The organism is Rhizobium sp. NZLR1b (assembly GCF_019685155.1).
In the GTDB taxonomy this organism is placed as follows: domain Bacteria; phylum Pseudomonadota; class Alphaproteobacteria; order Rhizobiales; family Rhizobiaceae; genus Rhizobium.
This window is the reverse complement of the sequence record NZ_JABDWC010000008.1, coordinates 160,122-185,140: the sequence shown is the minus strand read 5'-3', so window position 1 is coordinate 185,140 and position 25,019 is coordinate 160,122. Positions and strand designations below refer to the sequence as shown.

The following is a 25,019-nucleotide window of genomic DNA, read 5'->3' as shown; positions in this document are numbered from 1 at the left end:
TCCTAGCCCCCTTGCCTGGCGGTGGTGATCGCCCGGCCGTCCGCGCCGAACGCCATCAGGTGGCGCGTATCGATGAAAACGGAGATGTCCGTGTCCGGGTCGATATTGTGGATGCCGTGCGCAAGCATCACCCAGCGGGTGCCGGCAAATTGCAGATGAACAAAACTTTCCGAGCCGGTGATCTCCGAAACCTGTGTTCGCGCCGTCATCCGCGCCGAACCAGCCGTCTGGGCGGTTGGTGCAAGATGATGCGGGTGAAACGCTATGGTTGCCGGCCCGTCCGGCACGTTCTGAAGATGCGGCGGCACGGCAAAAATCACCGCGCCATCGCGCAGGAAATTGCCTTCCGATTTGACCAGATCAATAAAATTCAGCGGCGGATCGGCAAAGGTTTTCGCCGTCGTCAGATCGAGCGGATTGCGATAGACCTCGATCGTCGGGCCGAACTGCGTGATCCGGCCCTCGCTGAGCGCTGCCGTATTGCCGCCCAGCAACAAGGCTTCGGACGGTTCCGTCGTGGCATAGACGAAGATCGCGCCGGACTGCGCGAAGATGCGCGGCAATTCCTGCCGCAGCTCCTCACGCAGCTTGTAGTCGAGGTTGGCAAGCGGCTCGTCCATCAAAACAAGGCTCGCATTCTTCACGAGTGCCCGGGCAAGTGCGGTGCGCTGCTGCTGGCCGCCGGAGAGGTTGAGCGGCGTGCGATCGAGATAAGGCCCGAGTTTCAGAAGTTCGGCAGCCTTGCGCACCTCCAGATCGATGATCTTGGCATCCTTGCCGGCAATCCGCAGCGGCGAGGCAATATTCTCGTAGACCGTCAATGCCGGATAATTGATGAACTGCTGATAGACCATGGCGATGTTGCGCTTCTGGACAGGCATAGCTGTCACGTCAGCACCATCAAAATGGATCGTGCCGGTTGTCGGCCGATCAAGGCCGGCCATCAGACGCATCAACGAGGTCTTGCCCGACAATGTCGGCCCAAGCAGAACGTTTAGCGTTCCTCTTTCAAAAACAAGATCGGTCGGGTGGATATGATAGTCCCCTCCCACCATCTTTGCGGCCTTCCGCAGTTCCAGCATTCCGATTCCCGTGCCTCCACGCATCGGGGACCACATGTTGCCCTTATCCGGCCATCGCCGGCATGGCAGCCATGTACTCCTCCAGTGACTGAGCCTGCTCCCTCGAAAGGCGCAGACCATCCTTTGTTCTCCTCCACAGCACGTCTTCGGCGTGCCGGGCCCATTCCTGTTTGACGAGATAGGTGACCTCGGCCTCGTAGAGGTCGCCGCCGAACAGCCGTCCCAAATCGTCGACGCCGCGGGCTTCGCCGAGCAGCGCCTTGACCCTCGTCCCGTAACGGCGAACCAGCCGGCGGGCATGTTGATCGGCGAGGAACGGATAAAGCCGCTTCAGATCGGCGACCTGCCCCTCGTAACCCCGGACCGGGAAGTCGCCGCCTGGCAGATGGCTCTTGGCCGTCCACGGGGCACCCTTGACGCCGATCGCAGCGCCGATCTTCTCCAGCGCGTGTTCGGAAAGCCGGCGATAGGTGGTGAGCTTGCCGCCGAAGACGTTGAGTAGCGGTGCGCTACTCCCCTCGCCGTCCAGCTTCAACACATAGTCACGCGTCGCCTCCTGCGCCTTCGAGGCACCGTCGTCATAAAGCGGCCTGACTGCGGAATAGGCCCAGACGATATCCTCCGGCCTGACCGGCTCCTTGAAATATTCCGACGCCGCATTGCACAGATAGATGGTCTCTTCCTCGGAGATCCGAACATCCTTGGGATCGGCGGTGTAATCGCGGTCGGTGGTGCCGATCAGCGTAAAGTCGCCCTCGTAAGGAATGGCAAAGATGATGCGGTTGTCGGGATTCTGAAAGAAATAGGCGCGTGGACCGTCAAACTTTTTCTTCACCACGATATGGCTGCCCTGGACAAGGCGGACATGGTGAGCCTCGTTCTGGCCGAAGGCGGAACGGATGACATGGTCGACCCACGGACCGGCAGCATTGACCAGCATGCGGGCCTGATGGTTGTCATTGCGGCCGGTCACCGTATCGGTGGTCTCGATGTGCCAGAGGTCGTTCTCGCGCCTTGCCGACACCACTTTGGTGCGCGGCATGATGGTCGCCCCCTTGTCGGCGGCGTCGCGGGCGTTCAGCACCACCATGCGGGCATCATCGACCCAGCCGTCGGAATATTCGAAGGCCTTGGCAAATAGCGCCTTCAGCGGCTTGCCGGCCGGATCGCGGCGCATGTCGAGCACCGATGTCGCCGGCAACAGCTTACGGCCGCCGAGATGGTCGTAAAGGAAGAGGCCGAGCCGGATCAGCCAGGCCGGCCGGATGCCGCCCTTATGGTAGGGCAGCACGAAACGCAGCGGCCAGATGATGTGCGGCGCCATCGCCCAGAGGATCTCGCGCTCCATCAGCGATTCCCGCACTAGGCGGAACTCGTAATGCTCGAGATAACGCAGGCCGCCATGAATGAGCTTGGTGGCGCCAGACGAGGTGCCCGAGGCGAAGTCGTTCATCTCCGCCAGCGCCACGGAATAACCGCGCCCAACAGCATCGCGCGCAATGCCGCAGCCGTTGATGCCGCCCCCGATGACGAATATGTCGTGTATCTCCCGGCCCAATATCCCCTCCGAGCCTGCTGCGGATTTCGCATCGCACAAAACTCACGCAATTGCGAAAGTGAAGTCAGTTAAAACGAAAGAGATACGAATGTCAAACGAATGTTTCGCGGCGGAAATTCAGAACAGTGCCGGCATCATGCTTTAGCGAAACCTGCCGTTCGTTTCGATCAGCTTTACATTGTTTTCGAGGCAGAGATTGCGGATCGACGGCACCGGACAATGGTCGGTGATGAAGGTATGAACTTGGGAAAGTTGGCCGATCCTGACTGGAGCGGTGCGTTCGAACTTCGTCGAATCCGCAACCAGAATGACATGCCGGGCGTTGGCGATGATCGCCTGTGCGACCTTGACTTCGCGAAAATCATAGTCGAGAAGCGCGCCATCCACGTCGATCGCCGAAGCCCCGATCACGGCATAGTCGACCTTGAACTGGCGGATGAAATCGACTGCCGCCTCGCCGACGATCCCGCCATCCGAACCGCGCACCACACCGCCGGCGATCACCACCTCGATTGCGGGCAGCAGACGTAACCTATTGGCAACATTGATATTATTTGTAATCACCATCAGCTCGTGATGCTCGGCGAGCGCCTCGCCCACCGCCTCGGTCGTCGTTCCGATATTGATGAAGAGCGAGGCCCCGCTCGGGATCAGCTCGACCGCGGCCATGCCGATCGCCTGTTTCTCGGACGCGGCGATCTGCCGCCGCGCCTCGTATTTGACGTTCTCGGTCCCGCTCGGGAATGTCGCGCCGCCGTGGATACGCGTCAGCACCTGCGCATCGCAGAGATCGTTCAGGTCCTTGCGGATCGTCTGCGGTGTCACTGAAAAGCGGGAAGCGAGCTCCTCGACCAGGACCCTGCCGCTGGATTTCGCTATCGCCACGATTTCAGTTTGCCGGTCGGTCAAGAACATGAGCACGCACCTTTCGATCTACTTTCGTTTTAAAGAAAGCGAACGCCTGCGCAATGCCTATCTGTCACCTGATCACCTTCCGGGGCGAATTTGCTGCTATCGTTTCCGCATCACATTGACGACGAGCACACCGAGGATCGCCATGACGCCACCGACCGCGCCAAGCGCCGTCGGCGTCTCACCCAGCCAGAGGAAACCGATCAGCGTGGCGACGGGCGGAACGCCATAGAGAAAGTTCGAAGCGCGGGCGGCCGTCAGCCGCTTCAGCGCGATCGCCCAGGTGAGGTAGCCGATCGCAGTCGGGAAGATGACGAGATAGGCAACGCCCCAGTTCACCTCCGCCGGGGCGGCGGCCAGCGCCTGAATCGTCGCCGGTGCGGCCGGAAACAGCGGCACGGAACCGATCAGCAGGATCCAGGCGGTGACGGCAAGCGCCGGCATCCGGCCGAGCAGCGGCTTCTGCAGCACGCTGGCGATCGCCGAGCAAAGTGCTGCGCCGAGGATGAGGACGGCATTCGGATCAAGCTTGAAGCCGCCGTCGGAGGCAACCGCAATCAGCGCCACACCGCCGAAGGATATGGCAGTGCCGGCCCAGCCCCAGCGGCCGAAGCGCTCGCCGAGCGCGAACGTGGCGATGAGGGCGGTGAAGACGGGCATGGTGTTGATGATGAAGCTCGCCGGCCCTGCCGCAACCGTCTGCTCACCGGTGTTCAACAGAACCGCATAAGCGGCGATGAAGAGCACCGCAGCGATGGAAAGGCGGACGAAATCGCGTTTTTCCGGCAACGGCCGGTAGATCACGAGGTAGACCAGAGCGATGGCGCCGGCTGCCACATACCGCGCGGTCGCCAGTTCGATCGGCGTCAGTGGTCCGAGACAGATGCGGATCACCACGAAAGAGGACGCCCAGAAGAGGATTGTGACGAGGATCGCGCCGAAGGCGACCAGATCGAACCCGCCCTGCTGTTTCGTCGAAATCGGTGTGCTTGCCGCCATGCTCATTTTCGCCTCCATTTGTTCTTCGACAATGGATTAGGCCTTCGATGCGTGCTTGAAAAGCATCGCAATCGATGATCAAATTTGTCTATGGTTCACAGCTCGCCCGTGCTTCCGCCGCTCGATACGCTCGAGACCTTTGTCCGCGCCGCCCGGCTTGGATCGTTTTCGGCCGCGGCCGAGGAAAGCGGCATCACGCATGGCGCGGTGTCGCGGCAGGTCTCGCGCCTCGAGCGCTGGATGGGGGTGCGGCTGTTTGCCCGCGAAGCCAGAGGCGTGCGGCTGACGCCGGAGGGCATGCGGTTTTTCGCGCGGGCGGAGGAAGCGCTTGCACTGCTCGGCAATAGCGGCGAACGCTGGCTGCCTCGCCGCAATAGGGCGGTGGTGCGCCTTTCGGTGACGCCCTCGGTCGCCTCGTTGTGGCTGTTTCAGCGTCTGCCGAAGCTCGAAGGAAACGAGCTGCATGTCGAGTTGACGCTCGAACACCGGCTGGCGGATTTCGGCGAAGGCACGGACCTTGCCATCCGCTGCGGCAAAGGGCCGTGGGCCGGCGTGCGCGCCCTGTCGCTCTGGCAGGAGAAGTCGTATCCGATCGCCGCCCCGGCCCTGGCAGACCGGCTCGGCCAGCGCTCCGATGCTGTTTCGCTGCTCGACCTGCCGATCCTGCACGACTCCAATATCGAAGGCTGGCGTCGCTGGCTTGCGCGCGAGGGCGTCGACTACACGCCACGCGGCCACGACCGTCGCTTCGAGGATTACAATCTCGTCGTCGATGCCTGTGTACAAGGGCTCGGCATCGCTCTCGCCCGGCCGCCGCAGTCGGATGCCGCGCTTGCGGCCGGGCGCGTCGTCGCCGTGTCGGAGCGGACGCTCGACAATCATGTGGCCTTCCACCTTATTCGACCGGACGATGCGCTCAGAAGCCCCGCCATCGAATTCGCCAGTCGCTTCCTACGCGAGGCAGGCCATGACGAGGCGACGATCGCCGCTTTTATCGCACCCGGCCGGGCGAAAGCGTAGGCGGAAGGTCGGTGGCGACGTTCGCTGCACCGATTGAGGAGATTAGTAATGGCAACGGTGGTGCTGTTTCATTCGGTTTATGGACTCCGGTCACTCGAGCGCGATGCAGCAGAGCGTCTGCGGGCGGCTGGGCATCAGGTGTTTACGCCGGATCTCTCTATGCGGGCAAGGTCGCGCGATCGATCGATGAGGGCATTGAACTGAAGGAGGCGATCGGGTGGTCCACTCTTTGCCAACGCGCGGAAAAGGCGGTCGCCCCGCTGCCTGGCTCCGCCGTGCTCGGCGGATTTTCGATGGGTGCTGGCGTCTCCGCACATCTTTGGCCGAAGCGGCCGCAGATGGTAGGCTTGCTGCTGCTTCAAGGCCTCGCTGAAATTCCGGACAACGCGCGCCGGGGCCTTCCCGTCCAGATCCATCTTGCCGATCCGGATCGATTCGCGCCCAGGGAAGAGGTCGAAGCCTGGCAAGCGGTAGCGGCCCGGTCGAGCATCGCCGCGGAGATCTTCAAATATTCCGGCGCCGGTCATCTCTACACCGATCCGACGCTGCCGGATCACGACGCAGCTGCGGCCGAACTGACATGGAGCCGCGTCATCGGCTTCCTCGCCGCACTGTAGTAGCCGCCAGGCCGTTACTCCGCCGGAAACTGCAGGCGCATTTCCTTCGCCAGTTCAAACCCGGCGGCCCGGTAAACCGGCTCACCGGCATCCGAGGCGTGGATGACGGCCGTCGTGCAGCCGATAGACTTCAGATAATCAATAGCCTTGTTGGTCAGCGCCAACGCGATGCCGCGCCGGCGGAAGGCGTCGGCGACATAGACAGACCAGATGTAGCCATGCAGTCGCTGTTCCGGCTGGATGATCTCCGGAAATGGTGATTGGTGCATCTGGCACGACGCGGAACCGGCGATTTCACCGTCGACGATAGCAAGGAACGAAGTCAGACGCCGCTCCTCGCGTCCGCTTCTGATGAAAGACAAGATCCGCGCCGCCGCATCGGGCCTGTAGTGTTCCGGCGGCGTGCCATAGCTGTCCCAGATCTTCAGATGGTGCCCCACCAGGATCTCGTCCTCGTCGGGCGTTGCCGTTCGAATATCCATCATGTCGTGATCCGGCCGGGGGCATATCGGCGCGTAAAATCGCCCTTCAAAGGGGTGGCGCCCTGCCTCATCGCGGGGCGCCCAAAGGCATATCAGTTCGCGGCTGTCAGCGTCATCGACGCACTGCCGGCCGCAACGTTGAGGCCAAGCTGGCCGGTCAGGCTGACCGTCTGCAGATGGATCGAGCCAGAGGTTCCGCCAATCAGGAGATTGGCGCCGACACCGGCCCCGAGCGTCGCTTCGGCGGTAGCGCCGACATAGAGGCCGGCGAGCGATCCGCGGTGATAACCGGCGGTCGGCGCGAACACGGCCCAGATCAGGCGGCTGCGGGTGGTAAAGCCGAGGTCGATGCCGAGCTTTCTCATCTCGCCAGTATAACGATCCGACAGCTCGTTGCCGACGGTTGACTGGAAGATGCAATCGGCTTCCTTGGATGAACCGAGCACATAACCTGTACCGCCACCGATATCGCAGGTGAGGTAACCGATCTTGACACCATTGCGCAGGTCCGGCTCTTCATACGTCCTGGTTACGAGGTCGGCGGCATTGACCGCCCCAGCGCCAACCAACGTCAACGATACCGCGGCAAGTGCCTTCGCAAGAATTTTGTTCATAAGTCTCTCCTTCTCAAATCGTGACGAGCATACCCGGCTACTCGCCACCAGATTCGGCAATAGATAACGGACGGAACTGCAAAACGATCCCGATCCGGTACCATCTTCACGTCACCTGTCAGAGCGCAGAAGATGCGCAAGCGACAAACACGCTTACGGTTCAGCCCCCATTGGGACATTTCGAAGGCACTAATTCGCGCCATCCGGTTATTTCATGATGTTGTCAGGAATGGTTGCCGGAAAGGCACGATCCTGATCGCCGTCGACTTTCTGCGGACGGTATCGATTCATTTTGGCCGACCCGAACCACGACGACCGGATCGGCCGAAGCGAAACGTCAAAACGGATGGGTCGATACAGAAAAACCCGGCGATGTGTTCGCCGAGTTTTTATACTTGTTCTATTCGCGCTATACTCTTCGCATAAAGCGCATGACGAGCGACACGACGAACAACACCAGGAAAATGAAGAACAGAACCTGGGCAATGGAAGCTGAAGCTCCTGCTATACCGCCAAATCCGAGGACGCCGGCAATCAAGGCCACAACGAGAAACACCAGAGCGTAATAAAGCATCGCAATCTCCTTTTACGTTGCTGCGGAGATAACGGAGGCCGCCCCATTTGGTTCCCTGCCCGTCTCACGGCCGGCACATGCGACGTCGCATCGGATTTGTTCAGCCGAAATGAAAAGCGCCGCTGACCATCCGGTCGCCTTCATTCGGCTCGGGAGGCTCGGCCGCATCGAGATAGGCCTTGAGCGGCCCGGTCAGCACGAACCAGATGCTTGCTCCCAGCATGAAATAGGCTCCCACCGGATCGTCGATGCGGGCGATGAAGGGAAGGCAGGCGGAGGCGAACAGGACGATGATCCGCACCGACCACTCCGCCTCACGTTTGGCGATGGCGCGCGCTCGCAGCGACTTGTATTGCCGGGCGCCATAACCTCCTCCCGTCGCTTTCAGCGCCGAAAGCAGTTTTCGTGCTGATGGCAGCGCCAGCATGAGCAGCGCGGCGACACTGAGCGCGAAAGGTTTGCCAGTCATGACCTGCCCGCTGGCGATCAGGAGAAAGGAGAGCACGACGAGATTCCATGTCGGCTCCAACAGCTCCGGCGGTTGCCGCGTGCGGAGATGCCAAGTGCGCAGCAAGCCCGCCGCGCCGTGCAGTAGCGGCTGATCGATATAGCGATTGATCCAGTCCATGCCAATGCTCGTCCCCGATTGCATGAAGAGGGCTCCGAACACCACGGAATTTGGTCATCATCGTGGCAATACCTGCCGAATCACGCCCGTCGCGTGAAGGAAGCGGCCTGCCAAGGCTTTAGTTGCAACGTTAGCGCAGTTCCTGCGCGACCTCCCAGACATGGCCGGACGGATCGGCAAAGGCCGCCGTACGGCGGCCCCATGGACGATCGATCGGACCATTGAGCAGCATGATCCCGAGTTTGCGCAGTTCCGCGCAGACCCCGTCGACATCATCGACCTTGATCGTCAGCAAGACGCGACTGCCCGAACCGGATGCCGCCACCGGTGACGGATCGACCAGCTGCGGCGCTTCCGTACCCTTGAGAAGGTTGACCATCGTCCCCGAAAATTTCAGCACCGAGCAGACAGCGTCCTGATAGACGACATCGGCGGCAAAGACCTTTTGGTAGAATGCCCTCGCCGCGTCAATATCGTCGACGAACAGGGTGATGACCTCGATCCTATCCAACCTCATGGGCATTTCTCCTCCGTTGCTTCGATCGTCCACCGATATCGATGGCCGGCTTTCTGCTGGTCGCTTCGAGCCTGCCGGTTTCGACATGCCGGAAAAAATAATCGTCAGCTCCGCAGACCCGGCGCCTCGTGGCCGGTGTGCGCCACATATTCCGTGTAGCCGCCGCCATATTGATGCACGCCGTCCGGCGTCAGCTCCAGCACCCGGTTGGAGAGTGCCGCCAGGAAATGCCGGTCGTGCGAGACGAACAGCATGGTGCCCTCATATTGCGACAGCGCCTTGATCAGCATCTCCTTGGTGTCGAGGTCGAGATGGTTCGTCGGCTCGTCAAGCACGAGCAGATTCGGCGGGTCGAACAGCATAATGGCCATGACCAGCCGCGCCTTCTCGCCGCCGGACAATACACGGCAGCGCTTCTCGACATCGTCGCCGGAGAAGCCGAAACATCCGGCGAGCGCCCGCAAAGGCCCCTGCCCCGCCTGTGGGAACCGGTCTTCCAGCGACTGGAAGACGGTGTGCTCGCCGTCGAGAATATCCATGGCGTGCTGGGCGAAATATCCCATCTTGACGCTGGCGCCGAGAGCGACGCTGCCTTCATCGGGCTCGGCGGTCCCCGTCACCAGCTTCAGCAGTGTCGACTTGCCGGCGCCGTTGATGCCCATGATGCACCAGCGTTCCCGGCGCCGCACCATGAAATCCAGTCCTTCATAGATGCTTCGACTGCCGTATTTCTTGTGCACGTTCTTGAGGTTGATCACATCTTCGCCGGATCGCGGCGCCGGCTGAAACTCGAAGGAGACCACCTGACGGCGCTTGGGCGGCTCCACCCGGTCGATCTTTTCCAGCTTCTTGACGCGGCTCTGCACCTGCGAGGCATGCGAGGCGCGCGCCTTGAACCGCTCGATGAACTTGATTTCCTTGGCGAGCATCGCCTGCTGGCGTTCGAATTGGGCCTGCTGCTGCTTTTCGTTCTGCGCCCGCTGCTGCTCGTAGAATTCGTAATCACCCGAATAGGTCGTCAGCGTGCCGCCATCGATCTCGATGATCTTAGTGATGATCCGGTTCATGAACTCGCGGTCATGCGAGGTCATCAGCAGAGCGCCCTCGTAGCCTTTCAGGAACTCCTCCAGCCAGATCAGGCTTTCGAGATCCAGATGGTTGCTCGGCTCGTCGAGCAGCATGACATCGGGACGCATGAGCAGGATGCGAGCGAGCGCCACGCGCATCTTCCAACCGCCCGACAGGGCGCCGACATCGCCGTCCATCATCTCCTGGCTGAAGCTCAGGCCGGCGAGCACTTCGCGGGCGCGTCCTTCGAGCGCATAACCGTCCAGTTCCTCGTAGCGCGCCTGCACCTCGCCGTAGCGCTCGATGATCTTGTCCATGTCGTCGGCCTGCTCGGGATCGGCCATGGCCGCCTCAAGCTCACGCAATTCGCCGGCAACGAGGCTGACCGGGCCGGCGCCGTTCATCACCTCGGCGACGGCACTGTGGCCCGCCATCTCGCCGACGTCCTGGTTGAAGTAGCCGATGGTGACGCCCTTTTCACAGGAGACCTGCCCTTCGTCTGGCTGCTCCTCACCGTTGATCATCCGGAAGATCGTCGTCTTGCCGGCGCCGTTCGGGCCGACGAGACCGATCTTCTCGCCTCTGTTGAGAGCTGCAGACGCCTCGATGAAGAGAATCCGGTGGCTGAGTTGTTTGCTGATATTCTCGATACGAATCATGATTTGCGCGGGGCCTAAGAAAAGATTTTGGCGCCCTTATGCCACGCATGGAAATGACAGGATAGGCCCGTTTCCACCCCTCTCGATCTCCTGAGGATGCCGAAACCCGTGAGCGGTTTTCGGACGACATCGTGCTCGCTGCTTTAATTTAGAACGGGATTGGATAGTATCGTGGCTCGCGCCAAGGAGAAGCCGTGCCAATGAGCGTCCGCCCGCCGCAGTCCCTCAGACAATCGCAGCAGAATACAAACGGCTTCAACGTCCTCGAATTCGAGCTGACGTCGGAACGCGCCGATACGCTCGGGCGCCACGGGCTGAAGGTGGAGGCAGCACTTGCCGCGCTGAAGGCCTGGACCGCCGACCGCAAGAGTGGCGAGGAACGCGAGAGATTTCTTAATGCAGCGTCCGACGCCGTCTGGGCCTTCTTCATCCAGCGTGAGATCTGCGGGCTGCGGAACAACCGCGACGCCATTCAGCGTTATGGCATCCCGAACGAAGTGATCGCCAGATTGGGCGCCGTGCCAAAATAACACGTAGCGACGGTGGGAGCGGCTCCCTTACCTATTGAGTGGAAATCAGCGGCCCAGAAAGATATGGCTTGATGCCGAACCATGGCGAAAGGGAATTGTGATGCCAAGCTCGATCCGGATTGGAAACCAGCATCTCACCGTCGACGTCTCCTCCCTCGGCGCCGAGATGCAGGCGCTCACCACCAGAAACGGACGCTCATGGCTGTGGACGGGCGACCCAGCCTTCTGGACCGGGCGGTCGCCGATCCTTTTTCCGATCGTCGGCAAGGCGCCGGAGGACAAGATAGCAATCGACGGCACGATCTATCCGATGGCCCAGCATGGTTTTGCCCGCCGCAGCGAATTCGCGCTTGCGGCATCCACCGCGACGATGTGCCGATACGAACTGGTCGCCTCGGCGGCCACCCGGGCGGCTTATCCATTCGATTTTCAGCTGGCGGTGGAGCATGCGGTTGAGGGCCGCGCGCTGACGGTGGCGGCAGAAGTCACCAACCGCGATCAGAAGGCGATGCCGTTCGGGCTCGGATTCCATTCGGCCTTTGCCTGGCCGCTGCCGGGTGCCGCCGGGCACGCCCATGTCGTTACGCTCGACAATAAGGGCGAGCCGCCGCTTGTGCGGCTGCAGGGTGGCCTCATCAATCCTGCGACGCTGCCCTCGCCGTTCGATACCGGTCGGTTGGTGCTCGATCACGCCATGTTCGACCAGGATGCGATGATCTTTCCGCAAGGGGCAGGCGAAGGCTTAACTTATGGCGCCGAAAATGGGCCGACCATGCAATTCCGGTTCGAAAATCTGCCCAATCTTGCCCTGTGGACCAAACCGGGCGCTCCCTTCCTCTGCATCGAGCCCTGGCACGGAACGGCCGCGGAGGCTGGACGTTCGAGCGAGCTTTCGAAGCGGCCCTACACGACTATCCTGGCACCGGGCGCGGTCGCTCGCTTCGCCTTTACCGTCGAGATTTTACAATAGAAAGCCGCGCGCCCGACGGGCGCGCACGAAGGAGGCTTTTACAGCCGTCGCAGGCGCGTTGTCAGTGAGCGCCCGCGCCACCGCCAGCCCGCGGCTTTTGGGTGAGCAGCAGGGCGACGGCAGCAATTGCAAGAACCACGCCGATGACAGCGAAAGTATCGGCGAAGCCCAGGATGAGGGCCTGACGCCTGACGATCTGCCCGAGAACGACAACGGCCTTCTGCCCGGCGATAGCTGGGTCGGAAATGCCGTGCTGCATGAAATAGCCGGTCGTTTGCGCAAGCCGGTCGCGTACTTCATCACGGGAGAGCGTGACCGACTGGCCGATGATATTCGAGTGGAACTGCTCGCGTTTGGTCAGCACCGTGCCGAGCGTTGCCGTGCCGACGGCGCCCCCGAGATTGCGCAGCATGTTGGTCAGGCCCGAAGCAGCGGCCGCGTCGGTGGCTGCGATGCCGGCGGTAGTAATGGCGGTGATCGGCGTCAGCACCAGCGCCTGGCCGATGGCGCGGACGATGTTCGGGATCCAGAACTGGTCGCCGGCGGTATTTGCCGAAAGCGTGATGTTCATGAAGCAGCTGATCGCGAAGATCGAGATGCCGAGGAAGCCGATGTAACGCGCATCGAAGCGCTTCATCATCATCGGAACAAGCGGGATCAGCAGCAGTTGCGGCAAACCGGTCCAAGCCAGCACCATGCCGATCTGCTCGGCATTGTAGTGCTGAACCTGGCCGAGATATTGCGGCAGGATATAGACGGTGCCGAAGAGGGCGACGCCAACCAGCACGTTGACGGCAACACCGATGCCGAAATTTCGCTGCGTCAGCAGGCTGAGCTTGACCAGCGGCTTCTTCACGGTGAGCTCGATCCAGATGAAGCCGGCGAGAAAGACGAAGGCGAGGATGCTGAGCTTGACGATGAAGGGCGAGGAAAACCAGTCCTCCTTGTTGCCTTCCTCGAGAACCGTCTGCAGCGCTGACAAACCGATCGCCATGGTGAAAATTCCCGCCCAGTCGCCTTCCCTGAGCAGGCGGAGCTGCATCGGCTGCTTGTCGAGCGTCAGAGCGAGCGCTACGGCCATGATGGCGCTCGGGATGGCGTTGATGAAGAAGATGGTCTGCCAGCCATAGTTTTCGGTGAGGTAACCGCCGATGGTCGGACCGATCGCCGGCGCGAAGGTGACCGAGAGCGCAAAGATCGCAAGGCCGAGCGGCTGCTGCGGTTTTGGCAGCTTGGTCAGCACCATGGTGAAGGCCATCGGGATCAGCACACCACCGGCAAAACCCTGCAGGCCGCGCAGCAGGATCATCGTCCCGAGATCATGGGCGAAGGCGCAGGCGATCGAAAACAGCGGAAACAGGATAGAATTAACGAGGATATAGCGGCGGAATGAAAAGACGCTGCTGAAATAGGCCGTCAGCGGAATGACGACGATTTCGCCGATCAGATATGAGGTTGAGATCCAGGCACCGTTGTCGACGCCCGTTCCGATACCGCCCTCGATATCGAGGAGGGAGGCGTTGGTGATCTGGATGTTGAGGATCGCCATGAAAGCGCCGATCATCCCGGCGAGAACGGCGATCCATTCCCGGGTGCTGGCCCGGGGCTGCGATGTGGCGACGGCTGTTGCTGCGATGGTGGACATGACACGATCTCCTGATCCCGGCGCCTATTTGCGGTCGGCATCGGCGATGGTGTCGATGCTCGGTTGAACCGACATGCCCGGACGCAGGTCGCCATCGGCGGCTTCGTCATCAAGCACGATCTTGACCGGAATGCGCTGAACGACCTTGGTGAAATTTCCCGTTGCATTGTCGGGAGGCAGCAGGGCAAATTCCTGGCCGCTTGCCGGAGCAAGGCTGTCGACGTGGCCGTGATAGATGCGGCCTGGAAAGGTATCGACCTCGATATTGACCGGCTGGCCAGCCCGAACATCGGTGAGCTGCGTCTCCTTATAGTTGGCAATCACATAGACCTCGCTCGTCGGCACGACCGACATCAGCTGGGTGCCGGCCTGGACATACTGGCCAACACGCAGTGTGCGGTTGCCGACGGTGCCGTCGACAGGTGCGGCAATGGTTGCATAGGAGAGGTTCAGCTCAGCCTGATGCTGGATTGCCCGGTCATGGGCAATCGTCGCCCTCGCCTGGGCGAGTTCGGCATTCAGGAGATCGACCTGCTTGACGGCGGCATCGAGCGTGGCGTTGTCGCGAACGTTGGTTGCCTGGGCTGCAGCGATGGCAGAGGCCGCCTGCTGCGCCGTCTGGACCGGAGCATAACCGTTGGTCGCGAGATTGGCATAGCGCTTGTTGTTTTGTTCGGCAAAGGTCTCATTGGCCTTGTCGACTTCGACCGTGGCGCGGGCGGCGGCAATCGTAGAGCGCTGAATATCAAGCGACGCCTGTTTGGCGTCGAGCACCGCCTCAGCCGCAGCGACATCGGCCTCGGCCTGATCGAGGGCGGCGCGGAAATCGCGATCGTCGATGCGGGCAAGCGGCTGGCCGGCCTCGACCATCTGGTTATCGCTGACCAGCACTTCTGCGATATAGCCCGACACTTTCGGGGCGACGGTGGTATTGTCAGCCTTCACATAGGCATCGTCGGTCGAGACTTCGAAACGGCCGATGGTCCAGTAGTTGTGGCCGTAATAGCTGGCAGCGGCAATCAGCACGAGCGCCGTTGCACCGAGCAACAATCCGCGACCGCCGCGTTTGCGAACGGGAGGCTCCGAAACGAGGGCAGGTTCGACGATGCGCGGCGAATTGCCGGCATCAAGGGTTGCGGGTGCGGCTTCCGCAGTGGTTTCTGGCACAGGTGCGTTGTTGTTAAGGGCCTGCAGCGTTTTGATGGACATGTCTCTCTCCTGGGAGTGGTCGCTGTCGCTATAGGCCGCGGCCTTTGAATTCCGGTGGCATACGTTTTGGAAACTTGATGTTTTCCAAAATATGTATTAGAAAACGGATGTCAACGATAATTTGGAAAATTGTGATGGTCCAAAATCACGAAATCGAGAAGAGGTCGCGAGGCCGGCCGCAAGTGCGTTGTGACGACGATACGAGAAGCGTCATCATCGAGGCAGCCAACAGGCAGTTCCACGAGAGCGGCTATGCGGCCGCAAGCATCGCTGCGATCGCACAAGAGGCGGGGGTTTCGACCAAGACGCTCTATCGCCTGTTTCCGACGAAGGCAGACCTCTTTTCCGAGATGGTCACGGAGCGCACGGGGCGCTTTCTCATGTCGCTTGACCCGGGCACCCTCGCCGTGGCCGATCTCAGACAGGGACTTGAACGCATGCTGATGGCCTATGGCATGCTGACGCTCTCGCTGGATACGATCACCGTCACCCGGCTCGTCATCAGCGAGTCCGACCGTTTTCCCGAGATCGCCAATACCTTCTATGAGAAAGCCATCGTCAGGACCAATACGCTGATGGAGGACTGGCTGCGTAAGCAGATCGACCGCGGCCTGATTGCGCTTGACGAGCCGCACGCCGCCTGCGGCATGCTGCGCGGCATGATGATCATGGAGCCGCAGCGCGCCGCAATGCTGCGCCAGGAACCACCGCCGAAAATCGAGGCGATTGAGGCTCGGGCGAAGATGTGCGCCGATCTTTTTTTGAAGGGTTGCGCGCTCTGAAGCGTTGCTCAAGCTTCAGAGCGCGATGATTTCTGCTGAAAGGCGCAGCACTGCAAACCGCGGAACGCCCTCAGTTCGGCGGCGCGTCGAGCGCATGCAGGATGCCGCGAAGTTCTGCAAGGCCGCGCATGCGGCCGATGGCGGGGTAGCCAGGTGTGACGATCTTGTCGAGATCGTCGAGCATGCGGTGACCATGGTCTGAGCGAAAGACGATCGTGTCCTGCGCGCTGCGGCGCCGATCTTCCGCAACCAGTTCCCTGAGCACGGCGACCATGTCGACGTCGCCTTCCAAATGGGCGCTTTCATGGAAGGTCCGGCCGTCGCCTTCGCGGCTCGTGGCGCGCAGATGGGCAAAGTGAATGCGCGACGCGAAACGCCGGGCGATCGCAGGCAGGTCGTTTTCGGCGCGCACGCCGAGGCTGCCGGTGCAATAACACATGCCGTTGGCTGGCGACGGCACCGCATCAAAGAGCGCGGCATAGTCATCGGCCGTCGAGGCGATGCGCGGCAGGCCGAACAGCGAACGCGGCGGATCATCGGGGTGCAGCGTCAGCTTGACGCCGCGCGCCTCGGCCGCCGGCGTCACCGCCTCCAGGAATTCGATCAGATGCCGGCGCAGCCGTGCGGCATCGATACCGCTATAGGCGACCAGCTTTTCCCGGAATGCCGGAATGGTCAGAGGCTCGGTGGTCGAACCCGGCAGAGCCGAGGTGATGATGCGGGTGATGTCGGCGATCTCGTCCTCCGACATGGCTTCGAAGACGATACGCGCCCGTTCGCGGTCATCGCCGGAATAGTGCTGCGCCGCATCCGGCCGTTCGAGAATGAAGAGATCGAAGGCTGCGAAACGTTCGTGATCGAACCGCATGGCGGTGGCGCCCGTCGGCGTCACGAAATCGAGCTCGGTGCGGGTCCAGTCGACCACCGGCATGAAATTGTAGCAGACGATCGGAATGCCACAGGCGGCGACCGCTTCGAGGCTGGCGATCCACGCCTCGATTTCGGCCGTCGCCTCCCCGCCCTTGCGCTTGACGGCGTCGGGAATCGGAATGCTCTCGACCACCGACCAGGCGAGCGGCGAACGGTCGCCAGGCGTGGTCTCGATCAGAGACTGGCGCTCGCGCACTTCCTTTTCCGTCCACGCTCTGCCAATCGGCACCTGATGGAGCGAAGAGACGATGTTGGTCGCACCCGTCTGGCGGACATCATCCAGCGTCACCGGCGCTTCCGGCCCGAACCATCTCCAACCCTGCCGCATCCTTGTTCCTTCCCTTGCCTTTTCATTTCGTGTCTTAGTCTGCCATCAGCAGAAATAATCGGGGTAACGCGAGCGCAGCTCGTCGACGTCGGGAATGACGGCGCTCAGGTGATGGATCATCGCGTGCCGTGCAGCCGTCGCATCATGGGCGGCGAGCGCATCGCGAATGATCATATGTTCGTGCACCACAGTGTCCATCCGCCCGAGCACCGGCAGCGTCAGCCGCCGAGCCCGGTCGATCTGCACCTTGACCGTTTTCAGGATCGCCCAGATTCCGGGATAACCCGCTGTCTGTGCGATCGCCTCGTGAAAGGTCTCGTCTTCCTCATGGAAACTCGAGGCATTGCCTGTTGCGGCATGCGACCGCTGCCGGGCGATGATGGCATCGAGACGGCCAATGTCGGCAGCGGTGGCGAGGAGAGCAGCAGTCTCGACGGTCGTGCCTTCGAGCGCCTTGCGCACGACGACCGCCTCGGGAATCGCAGAAACCGGCACGCGCGACACGACGGTGCCCGACTGTGGGTAAATGTCGACCAGCCCGCCTTCGGAAAGCCTGAGTAGCGCCTCACGCACCGGCGTGCGGCTGACGCCGAAATCGTCGGCGATGCGCTTTTCCTGCAGCAACATGCCAGGCGGCATCCGCAGCGACACGATATTGGCATGCAGGCGCTCATAAATGGCGCCGGCGGTGGTGATCCGCCGCAGCCTGCCGACAATCTGCGGCGGGGCGACCAAAACTTCAATTGCTGATGCCTGCCGCATAACGATACCAAAACGGAGAGATTTTGGCATACTAGTATATCAATTATCTCACCTTGCCAACTCGTGTTGCCATGCGGGACGGCATGACGTCCATCCGGAGGATGGCCGGCAGCCGTGCAGGATGCCGGACCTCCGTACCAAGGTACCCATTGTTTGGAACTTAGATCGGGCGAGCTGGTTGAGATACTCAAGGAGACGCTCATGAAAAACCCGGCACGACGCAAGACAAGCGAAGCCCCGGCCGACGGCCGGCCGGAATTTCCATCCGCCGCGGACAGCCGCGGAAAGAAGACGGCTCGGCGAGCCGTAAACGACATCGGTAGGCAGACCGGCGGGTCGCCGGCAGCCAGCCGCGAAGAGGAGATCCGCAAAAGGGCATATTCGCTCTGGGAAAAGGACGGTAGGCCAGAAGGCCAGCACCGGCATCACTGGACCTTGGCTGAGCATGAACTCGACGCACCGGGCGAAATCAACAATCCTCCAAATCTCGCGGCACTGCGAGAGGCCTCGCGCCAACATACCGATACATTCCTCGTCAGAACCGATCTCGAAGATGCCGATCAGCGCGAAGCCTCCCCCGGCACGCGTGAGCAGAGTTGAACTTCAGCCTATAGCCAATCTTAGGAAGGTGCCGACATGGCCGACAAACAAAACTTGAACGCCGGATTCACCGGAATACCCGCCGAGCAACCGGAGGGATTGACCAAAGTTGCGAGGTCGGCGGCCAATGGGGTGACACGAGAGGTCTACGCCGTCGCCTCCGGCGTTAGGGATCACCCGCACACCGCAAGCGCATTATTGCTCGGCACCGGCATTCTGGCCTTCGGCCTCGGCTACCTCTTCGGTCGATCATCGACCGAAAGTATGACACGTCGATATTGGCGATAGCGGAGACGTTCAATGAAGCGGCTCGCGGGATGGAAGATCCGGAGCGCCCGGTCGCCCACCAGCCACATCTTTTGCCCGTCGGACATGATGCTAGAATAGGATGTCGCCCGAAGACCGCTGACTTTCGGCACCCTTGCACGATCGGCGGCGAAGTCCCGTCAGCTGGGTCGTTTCGAAGCGACCTGTCGCGTCATCTGCGTTAATGCTTCGCAGCCCGCCCGGGCGTGACGTCGCCCTCGGCGATCCCATTTGCGAAAAATACCGGTCGACGATCAAACTTCGAACCGAACCTGCACCTCACGTGTCTACTGCTGAAGCCGACCTTATGTCGCATCCCGTCATTTCGTACGCCCACGTTCGTCCACAGATGCTGTTGCTGGAATACCACGAGGCTTAAAGCCTTAGATTGCATCTAATCGCCCCGCTTGACAGGCGTGATCACGATCCTTAGCGAAACGGCATCAGCATGGTCAGGATCGGCAAGTGAAATACCTCAGACAACTGAAGATAGCAGTGCTCTATCCAGAAAATGGGGCGGGAAGCGCACGTGATCGGAACAACCGCATTGCGGTCTTTTTCTTTGCAATCCTTCCCGGACTTTCGCCGAACTTTAACTTGTTCATCCTTCTCGCATCAATGGTGTGGGGCCTCTGCTGTCTGGCGACGGGCAGCCTGGCCTTGAACCTGTCGAAATCCGACCGGCTGGTTGCCATTGGCATGTCGATCTACCCGCTGGTGATGATCGCGAGCATATTCATCAATCCACCTTACTCCGAAGAACTGGACTGGATATTCCGGCTGCTGCCTTTCTTTTCGGTCTGGCTGTTATTGCCGCGAATGCGCCAGTCTCCCGATGGCCGCCTCGTGCCGCTGTTTATTCTCAGCGCAGGTATCGGCATGATCGTTACCTTTCTCTTCAGTCTGCTGCAGATCATGTTTCTGATGGAGAGGGCGGAGGCTGGGACATCGAATGCTGCACTGCTGGGCATCATAGGCATTCTTTTCGGCGGCATAGCGCTTCTTAACGTTCAATCCCCGAAAAGCGTGGAGCAAAGAATTGCGATCTTGGGGTATGCCGCCGGTCTAGGCTGCGTACTGCTTTCGGGAACGCGCTCGGCCTGGCTCGTCATTCCCGTTCATATCGTCATTTTTCTCTGGTATTTCCGCAAACACAGTTTCCATCTGAGCTTGCGCAGTCTCGCCATCACCGGCTCTGTGCTGTTTGCGGGACTTATCGCTTTGGGCAGTGGCCAAATCCTCCATCGCATCGAGGCGCTGCAGGAGAATATGGCATCGCTCGACCGCAGCGACGGCGAGGTCACGTCGCTCAGTGCACGGTTCGCTCTTTATAAGGGGGCAGTATCAGCAATCAGTAAGGACCCGCTGACCGGCTATGGCCCGCAAAATCGGATGGCTTCGGTGTTGGCGGAGCTGCCCGACAGCTTAAGGCCGCAGCTGACCTATTCGCATGTTCACAACGGTTTTCTCACGGCGGGAATCGACGCCGGTATTTTCGGCATCGCAGCGCTTTCGCTGATGCTCGCGACGCCCGTAATTGGCGCGTGGAGAAAGGAAGCTGGGCCGGGCCGGGATCTGGCCATTGCGCTCGCTCTGCTGCTCGTCAGCAGCTACGTCATAACAGGCAGCTTTGGCATCATGTTCAATCAGAAGGCCTTGGATCCGATCTTCGCCTATCTGGTCGCTCTTATTTGCGTGGATCGCGGCAGCACAGGCTTTGCGCCCGTCGTTCGCAACTGACGTCTGGCACCTAGAGTATGATGCCGAAAAGTGTGACCGGTTTTCCGACGAGATCCCGCTCTATTTAATTTAGAGCAGGATGATTGACGGCTAAGGCGGCCGTATTGGTTTCGGCGCCGGTGAAAGCGAGATCCGAGACCTCGCCCGTTGACGAATAGCCGGAAACAAGCTCAGCCAATGTCGCTCGGGCAGCGATCATATCATTCCGATCCAATGCCGCATTGAGCGAGTTGAGCTTTTTCAAAAGCTCCGGCCAGGACAGGAAATCCTCACGCGCCTTCATAATCCGGGGATGCTGGGTTCTTTCCGGATTATCCCCGATCAGAAGTTCTTCATAGAGCTTCTCGCCGGGCCTGAGGCCGGTAACGGAAAGCTTGATATCCCCTTCGGGATTGATCTCGTCGCGAACGGTCAACCCGGACAACTCCACCATCTTGCGGGCGAGATCGGCAATGCGAACGGGCTCGCCCATATCGAGGAGGAAAACATCGCCACCCTCACCCATGGCGCCTGCCTGGATGACGAGCTGCGAGGCTTCCGAGATGGTCATGAAATAGCGGGTTATATCAGGATGTGTCAGCGTAACAGGTCCGCCTTCCTTGATCTGCTGCCTGAAAAGCGGCACGACGGATCCAGAGGAGCCAAGGACGTTTCCGAAGCGGACCATGCAAAAATTTGTTCGCATTCTGTCGGCCATCGATTCTGCTGAGAGCGCCTGCAGAACCATCTCCGCCAGCCTCTTGCTGGCGCCCATTACATTTGTCGGGCGCACGGCCTTGTCCGTACTGATCAGCACGAAATTAGCCACGCCGCATTTACGCGCTGCGCGTGCCGTGGCCAGCGTACCCAGGACGTTATTCTTGATGCCTTCCACGGCATTATGTTCGACAAGGGGCACATGCTTGTAAGCCGCGGCATGATAGAGCGTCTGAGGTCGCCAGCTCTGGATGATATGCTCCATGCGATCCTGATCGCGGACGGAACAGAGGATTGGAACGATCTGCAGATTTTTATGTTCGAAGAGCTCGGCCAGCTTCTGCAATTCGGCATGAATATTATATAGCGCGAATTCGTTCTGATCGATGAGGATCAGGCTGGACGGTCCGTTGCGGAGAATCTGACGGCATAACTCGCCGCCGATCGAGCCACCAGCGCCGGTGACCATCACCACCTTGTTGCGCATTGCCTTGTCGAGCAACTCTTGGCGCGGTGCGACCGCTTCCCTCCCCAGAAGATCTTCGATCTCCAGCTCACGGATATCCGAGACGGCGACACGTCCTTGAGCCAGCGCCGTGAGATCCGGCAACGTGCGGACATTTACCCTGGCTTTGCGAATATGCTCCAGGATTTCGTTGCGACGCTGCCGTGACGCGGAGGGAAGAGCAAGAAGCACATTGTGCACGCCAAGAGCTTCGGCGAGCATCGGAAGATCCGAAGGATCGTAGATCGGCAATCCGCCCATGATGCCGCCCTTGAGGCGCGGATCGTCATCGAGATAGCCGACGACATTGAGCTCGGCATTGTTGCTTAAGGCGGCGGCCAATTGCCGCCCGGCATTCCCCGCTCCGTAAATCAGCACCTTCGCGACCGTATTCTTGTTGAGGATACGCTGGTAGGCGTCCCCAAGCCAATAACGAATACCCAGCCTCGACAGGCCGATCGCGATTAGCAGCAGGAAAGGCTGAAGAATACCGACGGTTCTCGGAACGCCAGGCACGCTGAGCGCCGTAAATATCGTCATGAAGGCGAGGCCGTAGATCGCAATGGCCTTCAGCACGGCGATGAAAGCGGCCAAATTCGCATAGCGGAAGATCGCCCGATACATGCCCATGACGATGAAGATCGGCAGTGCCATGCACAAGGAAACTAAGACCGGCAGCCACTGTACGCCGGTCAAAACCGTCCACTCGTTCAGGCGGAAGCAATAGGCCAGCCAGATCGTCAGAACGCAAAAGCTGGAATCCACCAGCAAAGCCAGAGCGCGTTTGGCAACCCGCGGCATCGCCAGCAGAGGAGTGACGAGCGCTTGCATCGGCGTTAGGAACCATGCCGAGCGCGACGTCTCAGTGGGCGTATTGTCAGGCATTGCTAACCAGCGTCTCGTGGATCAATCGGACAAGCACCTTCTTGTCATTTTCTGCAACGAGCGCAACTGAAATAATCGGAAAGCACAGTCTTCCGCACCGTTCATCTATCAGAAGTAGGTGGTTTAATGCCGTATTCCCTTTCGGCGGATAACCTTCCCTGCGGTCATAAACAGGACGCGCATATCGAAGCCGAATGAACGTCGCTCGAGATATTCGACGTCGAATTTCACCTTCTCTGGAATCGGCAACTCGTCGCGGCCGTTGATCTGTGCCCAACCCGTCAATCCGGGCAGTAACTTGTCGACGCCGTGCGCCGTCCGCAATTCGATCAGATCATCCTGATTGTAGAGCGCCGGCCTGGGTCCGACGAAACTCATTTCACCCTTGAGAATGCACCAGAGTTGCGGCAGTTCGTCGACGCTGGATTTGCGCAAAAAAGAGCCGATGGGTGTCAAAAACCGATCCGGATTTTCGAGCAGATGCGTGGCAACCGTTGGTGTGTCGACGCGCATGCTGCGGAACTTCGGCATCAGGAAGATCTGATTGAAGCGGCCGACACGTTTTGACCAATAGAGGATTGGTCCCGGCGAGGTGAGGCGAACACCAAGAGCGATGATAAGGATCGGAACGAGCAGGATGATCGAAGCAATCAAAGCCAGGAAAAAATCCACCGCCCTCTTCAAACCCATGTTCCCCAGCTCTCTTCCCTACCACCGGCGGTTCCCGCCATTTGCGCTATCGATTGCCGTATCGTCAAAAAGCATTTCGCGTCAACTGCGCGAAATCGTACCCTCTGTGGACCGGCGTGGTTGATCATCGGACTCATTCATTTCCCTGGTTCCGAAGAACCGAGCATCCTGTAACTCTTTGATCACAAACCTAGAAGCGTCCAATAAGAAGCTATCTCGCCCTTCATTTCCGTCACATTTCATTAACCATAATAGTCACCACACAGAGGAAGAGCGAATTTCATCCCGCTTTACCTCTCACCGGCGAATTGATACGGGCGAGCGCCATCAACATCGGTCCGATGGCAAATTCCCCCTTTTCGGCGCGGCGTGTCAGATCGCGCAGATAACCGCCGGCGGAGGTGATATGCCCTGCCCTTTCGAGGACGCAGGCCATGACGGTGGCAGCGTTTTCAGCTCCCATGATCTCGCAGGCCTGCTCATAGGCCGACGGACTGACGCCGAGCATCGACCGGACGACCACGGCCGCGGCCATCAGATCGCGCCACGTGCCAATCGCGCCCTGGGGTCCGTATGCTGTGATTTCCGGACAGGCCTGCAGCACCAGTCCCAGCGGGAAGGATTTGAGCGCAGCGTTGGCCGAGGAGGCGGCGTTTGCGCCCGAGACAGGTTCGCTTTTCCGCTCAACCTTCTGTATTTGTTCTGTCGGCCCGACCCGACCTTTCGATCGGTCATCCGCCGTCTCGCCCTGCTTCGTTTCGAAAGCTGGTTCAAGTTCAGTAATGGATTGTGGATTTGAATTCTGTATGTGCCGCTCAGTCTGTTGGGCATTGCCGCTTTGATTATGGGTTTTAACCTGCATTTCCAACTGATTGACGATCTCTTCGCGCAGCATCTCCATTTCGTCGAGCGTAGTGGCGATTTGTTCGGCGGACGGCGACCGTGGCAGTTGCTCGACGACATTGCGAAAATGCAGATGAATAGCGCTCCAATCGCCAGCAGCACCCTCCTCCAAGGCCATCTCGATCAGCTTGGCGACGTCGCGCCGGCAAAGCGTCAGACGTTCTCTCAGCCGCTGCAGGTGCAATCGCTCCGCCACCACCTCCGCCGCCAGCCGCTCGATCTCCTCAGCACGCACGAGCAGCGGCGCCAGCGAAAAGCCGAATGCTTCGCGCAGTTCTCCACCCTGCTCCTTGCGGGCGTAACGCTTACCGTTTGGGCTATCCTTGCGGATCAACAGCCCGGCCTCGATCAAGGTCGCCAGATGCCGACGGATCGTCTGTTCCGCCATTCCATGCGCGCGCAGCGAGAGCTGTGCATTGGAAGGAAACACGACGAGCCCGTTGTCTTCGGAGAGCTCTCCCTTGGGATAAAAGCTCAGCAAGGCGTTCAGAATGGCGAGCGCCCGGTCGGTGATGCCGAGCAACGGCCTGGCCTCGCACAGCGCGCGATAGAGTTTCCACTTATCAATTGATTGGCCGGGCTCGATTTTTCGAGCAGCCGCCTGGCTTGCTAACATGCCAAGCGTCATCGACCGCCGCCCGAAGGGCGTCGTCACACTTCCGCTTTCCATTTTCTTCGCCTTCTTCAAGGCAAAAGATCACAGCTCACCAAATTCGGTGCCAAAGACTCTTGACTATGATTCGCGGAAATGTGATTCTCTGGGTGTCTAGATCAGAGAGGGCTTCCGCGGCGGCAACGTTCGGGGGCC

23 protein-coding genes and 2 pseudogenes are annotated in these 25,019 nt (G+C 60.2%); 8 read left to right on the top strand and 17 right to left on the bottom strand.

Translation table 11 applies throughout. The features are described from left to right. Positions 1-2: 2 nt before the first annotated feature. The 4 genes from HJB84_RS14415 to HJB84_RS14400 form a co-directional block, all read right to left on the bottom strand. Complete coding sequence (locus HJB84_RS14415) at positions 3-1,082, bottom strand: ABC transporter ATP-binding protein (RefSeq protein ID WP_207585825.1); 1,080 nt, start codon at positions 1,080-1,082, stop codon at positions 3-5. A 43-nt stretch (positions 1,083-1,125) separates the two neighbouring features. Beyond that, a complete protein-coding gene (glpD, locus tag HJB84_RS14410) occupies positions 1,126-2,640 on the bottom strand; it encodes a glycerol-3-phosphate dehydrogenase (protein WP_221116235.1) in 1,515 nt (504 codons plus the stop codon). A 141-nt stretch (positions 2,641-2,781) separates the two neighbouring features. After that, positions 2,782-3,555 (bottom strand): DeoR/GlpR family DNA-binding transcription regulator, encoded by a 774-nt coding sequence (locus tag HJB84_RS14405; RefSeq protein WP_207585826.1) that lies wholly within the window; start codon positions 3,553-3,555, stop codon positions 2,782-2,784. 96 nt (positions 3,556-3,651) lie between these two features. Then, positions 3,652-4,569, bottom strand: coding sequence for a DMT family transporter (locus HJB84_RS14400; protein ID WP_221116234.1), 918 nt, complete (start codon positions 4,567-4,569; stop codon positions 3,652-3,654). A gap of 72 nt (positions 4,570-4,641) precedes the next feature. Between HJB84_RS14400 and HJB84_RS14395 the strand changes: the two genes are divergently transcribed. Both HJB84_RS14395 and HJB84_RS14390 read left to right on the top strand, forming a co-directional pair. Then, entirely contained in the window at positions 4,642-5,571 is a 930-nt protein-coding gene (locus tag HJB84_RS14395; RefSeq protein ID WP_221116233.1) for a LysR family transcriptional regulator, read from the top strand. A 48-nt stretch (positions 5,572-5,619) separates the two neighbouring features. Beyond that, positions 5,620-6,188, top strand: a pseudogene (locus HJB84_RS14390) (dienelactone hydrolase family protein). 14 nt (positions 6,189-6,202) lie between these two features. Here the strand turns inward: HJB84_RS14390 and HJB84_RS14385 are convergent. The 6 genes and pseudogenes from HJB84_RS14385 to HJB84_RS14360 form a co-directional block, all read right to left on the bottom strand. Continuing rightward, a complete protein-coding gene (locus HJB84_RS14385; RefSeq protein WP_207585920.1) occupies positions 6,203-6,670 on the bottom strand; it encodes a GNAT family N-acetyltransferase in 468 nt (155 codons plus the stop codon). Between the two features lie 92 nt (positions 6,671-6,762). Beyond that, positions 6,763-7,284 (bottom strand): DUF992 domain-containing protein, encoded by a 522-nt coding sequence (locus HJB84_RS14380; protein ID WP_207585829.1) that lies wholly within the window; start codon positions 7,282-7,284, stop codon positions 6,763-6,765. Between the two features lie 409 nt (positions 7,285-7,693). Then, complete coding sequence (locus HJB84_RS14375) at positions 7,694-7,858, bottom strand: DUF1328 domain-containing protein (protein ID WP_003571841.1); 165 nt, start codon at positions 7,856-7,858, stop codon at positions 7,694-7,696. A 100-nt stretch (positions 7,859-7,958) separates the two neighbouring features. Continuing rightward, positions 7,959-8,547 (bottom strand): annotated as a pseudogene (locus HJB84_RS14370) (hypothetical protein). Positions 8,548-8,616: 69 nt separating this feature from the next. Further along, a complete protein-coding gene (locus tag HJB84_RS14365) occupies positions 8,617-9,009 on the bottom strand; it encodes a VOC family protein (protein ID WP_207585830.1) in 393 nt (130 codons plus the stop codon). Between the two features lie 98 nt (positions 9,010-9,107). Further along, on the bottom strand, positions 9,108-10,730 hold the full coding sequence (locus HJB84_RS14360) for an ABC-F family ATP-binding cassette domain-containing protein (protein WP_221116232.1): 1,623 nt from the start codon (positions 10,728-10,730) through the stop codon (positions 9,108-9,110). 200 nt (positions 10,731-10,930) lie between these two features. On the opposite strand from HJB84_RS14360, the gene HJB84_RS14355 reads away from it, so the two are divergent. Then, positions 10,931-11,260 (top strand): DUF6665 family protein, encoded by a 330-nt coding sequence (locus tag HJB84_RS14355; RefSeq protein ID WP_207585832.1) that lies wholly within the window; start codon positions 10,931-10,933, stop codon positions 11,258-11,260. A gap of 100 nt (positions 11,261-11,360) precedes the next feature. Further along, complete coding sequence (locus tag HJB84_RS14350) at positions 11,361-12,230, top strand: aldose 1-epimerase family protein (RefSeq protein ID WP_207585833.1); 870 nt, start codon at positions 11,361-11,363, stop codon at positions 12,228-12,230. Positions 12,231-12,291: 61 nt separating this feature from the next. Here HJB84_RS14350 and HJB84_RS14345 read toward each other — a convergent pair whose 3' ends face one another. Continuing rightward, entirely contained in the window at positions 12,292-13,875 is a 1,584-nt protein-coding gene (locus HJB84_RS14345; protein ID WP_207585834.1) for a DHA2 family efflux MFS transporter permease subunit, read from the bottom strand. Positions 13,876-13,899: 24 nt separating this feature from the next. Beyond that, positions 13,900-15,084 carry an HlyD family secretion protein gene (locus HJB84_RS14340; RefSeq protein ID WP_221116231.1) on the bottom strand — a complete coding sequence of 395 codons (1,185 nt, stop codon included), beginning with the start codon at positions 15,082-15,084 and terminating at the stop codon, positions 13,900-13,902. Positions 15,085-15,218: 134 nt separating this feature from the next. Here HJB84_RS14340 and HJB84_RS14335 point away from each other — a divergent pair, with 134 nt between their 5' ends. After that, positions 15,219-15,866: a TetR/AcrR family transcriptional regulator gene (locus HJB84_RS14335; RefSeq protein ID WP_221116230.1), complete on the top strand. Its 648-nt coding sequence runs from the start codon at positions 15,219-15,221 to the stop codon at positions 15,864-15,866. A gap of 70 nt (positions 15,867-15,936) precedes the next feature. Here HJB84_RS14335 and uxuA read toward each other — a convergent pair whose 3' ends face one another. Further along, the gene (gene uxuA / locus HJB84_RS14330; RefSeq protein WP_221116229.1) at positions 15,937-17,124 is read right to left on the bottom strand and encodes a mannonate dehydratase; all 1,188 of its coding nucleotides are present in this window, start codon (positions 17,122-17,124) and stop codon (positions 15,937-15,939) included. 45 nt (positions 17,125-17,169) lie between these two features. Beyond that, entirely contained in the window at positions 17,170-17,886 is a 717-nt protein-coding gene (locus HJB84_RS14325; RefSeq protein WP_221116228.1) for a GntR family transcriptional regulator, read from the bottom strand. Positions 17,887-18,087: 201 nt separating this feature from the next. Here HJB84_RS14325 and HJB84_RS14320 point away from each other — a divergent pair, with 201 nt between their 5' ends. From HJB84_RS14320 to HJB84_RS14310, 3 genes are all read left to right on the top strand, one after another. After that, positions 18,088-18,486 (top strand): DUF2934 domain-containing protein, encoded by a 399-nt coding sequence (locus HJB84_RS14320; protein ID WP_221116227.1) that lies wholly within the window; start codon positions 18,088-18,090, stop codon positions 18,484-18,486. Positions 18,487-18,522: 36 nt separating this feature from the next. Then, positions 18,523-18,774, top strand: coding sequence for a hypothetical protein (locus HJB84_RS14315; protein WP_207585839.1), 252 nt, complete (start codon positions 18,523-18,525; stop codon positions 18,772-18,774). Positions 18,775-19,257: 483 nt separating this feature from the next. Continuing rightward, positions 19,258-20,532, top strand: coding sequence for an O-antigen ligase (locus HJB84_RS14310; RefSeq protein WP_221116226.1), 1,275 nt, complete (start codon positions 19,258-19,260; stop codon positions 20,530-20,532). Positions 20,533-20,596: 64 nt separating this feature from the next. Here HJB84_RS14310 and HJB84_RS14305 read toward each other — a convergent pair whose 3' ends face one another. The 3 genes from HJB84_RS14305 to repC form a co-directional block, all read right to left on the bottom strand. Next, a complete protein-coding gene (locus HJB84_RS14305; RefSeq protein WP_221116225.1) occupies positions 20,597-22,618 on the bottom strand; it encodes a nucleoside-diphosphate sugar epimerase/dehydratase in 2,022 nt (673 codons plus the stop codon). 123 nt (positions 22,619-22,741) lie between these two features. Continuing rightward, the gene (locus HJB84_RS14300; protein ID WP_221116224.1) at positions 22,742-23,308 is read right to left on the bottom strand and encodes a sugar transferase; all 567 of its coding nucleotides are present in this window, start codon (positions 23,306-23,308) and stop codon (positions 22,742-22,744) included. Positions 23,309-23,588: 280 nt separating this feature from the next. Next, a complete protein-coding gene (repC, locus tag HJB84_RS14295; protein WP_221116223.1) occupies positions 23,589-24,881 on the bottom strand; it encodes a plasmid replication protein RepC in 1,293 nt (430 codons plus the stop codon). Between the last annotated feature and the right edge of the window lie 138 nt (positions 24,882-25,019).